This is a genomic window from Komagataeibacter oboediens (assembly GCF_003207815.1).
GTDB lineage: Bacteria > Pseudomonadota > Alphaproteobacteria > Acetobacterales > Acetobacteraceae > Komagataeibacter > Komagataeibacter oboediens.
Genome location: NZ_NKTX01000169.1, coordinates 1 through 1715 on the forward strand (window position 1 = coordinate 1; position 1715 = coordinate 1715).

Sequence of the window (1715 nt, forward strand, 5' to 3'; positions counted from 1 at the left end):
CCGCATCCAGTCGAACAGATCGTCGACCAGAGGGGCTATGTCTGTTTGACGGACTGCCAGCCGATGTTCTGGGGGCGTACCGTTGATGGTGCGCTCGGCTTGGAATATGGCGTCGATCCTGCCTACTGCCTCTATGGCGAGGGGCGCCTTGTCCCTCTCGGCGATTTTGAACAGCCCTCTGCGTCCGTGGGCCCAGCATCCGGCGGAGACAACCGGCGCGGGTTGGCGTCCCGGTTTCGCCAGAGTATTATAACCCGCATAGGCGTCTGACTGCAGAATGCCGGTCCAGCCGGTGAGATGGTCAGAGGTGGACCCGTCTGTTCGGACAGTTTTTGGGTTTGAATAAGCTATACCCGGTTGTTGTTATGCCGCCATTCTGACGGCGTTGCTGTTGGCCATCTGGTCCGGGGTTAACGCCGGACCAGATGGCGTCGGCGCGCCATGATACGCCTCATCAGGCGTTCGTCCAGCCAGGGCCGTATGGGGACGTTGCCCGTTATAATGGGTGATCCATTTCGTGAGCCCCACTCGAAGTTCTGATCCGGTCTCAAATGCGTGCAGGTAGACACATTCGTATTTCAACGACCGCCACAGACGCTCGATGAACACGTTGTCCAGCCAGCGCCCACGCCCGTCCATGCTAATGCGGATCTGACGTTCTTCCAGGATACCGGTAAAACGGGGCGTCGTGAATTGTGAGCCCTGGTCCGTGTTGAAAATCTCCGGGGTGCCGTAACGCATCAGCGCATCCCGAAGTGCCTCAATACAGAACTCCGCGTCCATCGTGTTCGACAGACGCCAGGACAGCACCTTGCGCGTGAACCAGTCCATGATCGCCACGAGATAGAGAAATCCCCGTTTCATGGGAATATATGTGATATCGGAACACCAGACCTGGTTAGGTCGATCAATGACCAGATCCCGCAGCAGATATGGATATTTCCGATGCTCCGGATGGGGCACACTCGTGCGTGGCTTCTGGTAGATCGCCCGCAGGCCCATGATCGCCATGAGCCGGCGGACGCGTTTGCGCCCCACTTCATGTCCCAGGCGGCGCAGATGCCATGTCATCTGCCGCGAGCCATAATACGGCCTTTCCAGGAACTGGGCGTCGATCAGCCGCATCAACTCCAGATTGGCCTCACTCTGTGGCACAGACCGATAGTAGACGCCCGACCGGTTGAGTCGCAGCAGTGTGCATTGCCGAATTATCGGCAGACGCGCTCGCTTCGGGTCAATCATCTGCCGCCTCTGATCACGCCCAACCGAGCAGAGGCATCGCGTAAAAAATCCCGTTCCACGAGAAGCTCGCCTATCTTCGCGTGCAGTTTCTCCACATCAGCAGGGCTGACCGGGGGCTCAGACGTCGCTTTCCCGGAAAAGGTGGCCGCCATCCCCTCGATCGCCTGCCGTTTCCACTGGGCGATCATCGTCTGATGCACCCCATGTTTCGAAACCAGTTCCGCCAGCGTCAGTTCCCCACGGATCGCTTCCAGGGCAACCCGTGATTTGAACTCCGCCGCATACCTCTTGCGCGTAACCTTACCCATAAAACCCGTCCTCTCTCAGGTCGGATTATAGCTTATCGTCCTGTCCGAAAAATGGGGACCGCCTCTGTCCGTGGGATGTTCGCCCTTGCGGTCCCGGGAATACCGGAACCAGACGGCTGGCGGTGCTGGCCCACCAAATGGACCATCATCACGCACATAATTCCA

Annotated in this window: 2 protein-coding genes; both read right to left on the reverse strand. The window is 58.5% G+C overall.

From position 1 onward, the window contains the following. Positions 1–351, reverse strand: a 351-nt coding sequence (locus CFR80_RS17955; protein WP_146221714.1) for an IS66 family transposase, incomplete at its 3' end; no start/stop codon positions are given. A gap of 12 nt (positions 352–363) precedes the next feature. After that, positions 364–1550, reverse strand: a protein-coding gene (locus CFR80_RS17960) for an IS3-like element ISGxy1 family transposase (RefSeq protein WP_110096423.1) whose coding sequence is annotated in 2 segments (ribosomal slippage) — positions 364–1292 and positions 1292–1550 — 1188 coding nt in all. Because the reading frame shifts where the segments join, the coding sequence is not laid out codon by codon here. Between the last annotated feature and the right edge of the window lie 165 nt (positions 1551–1715).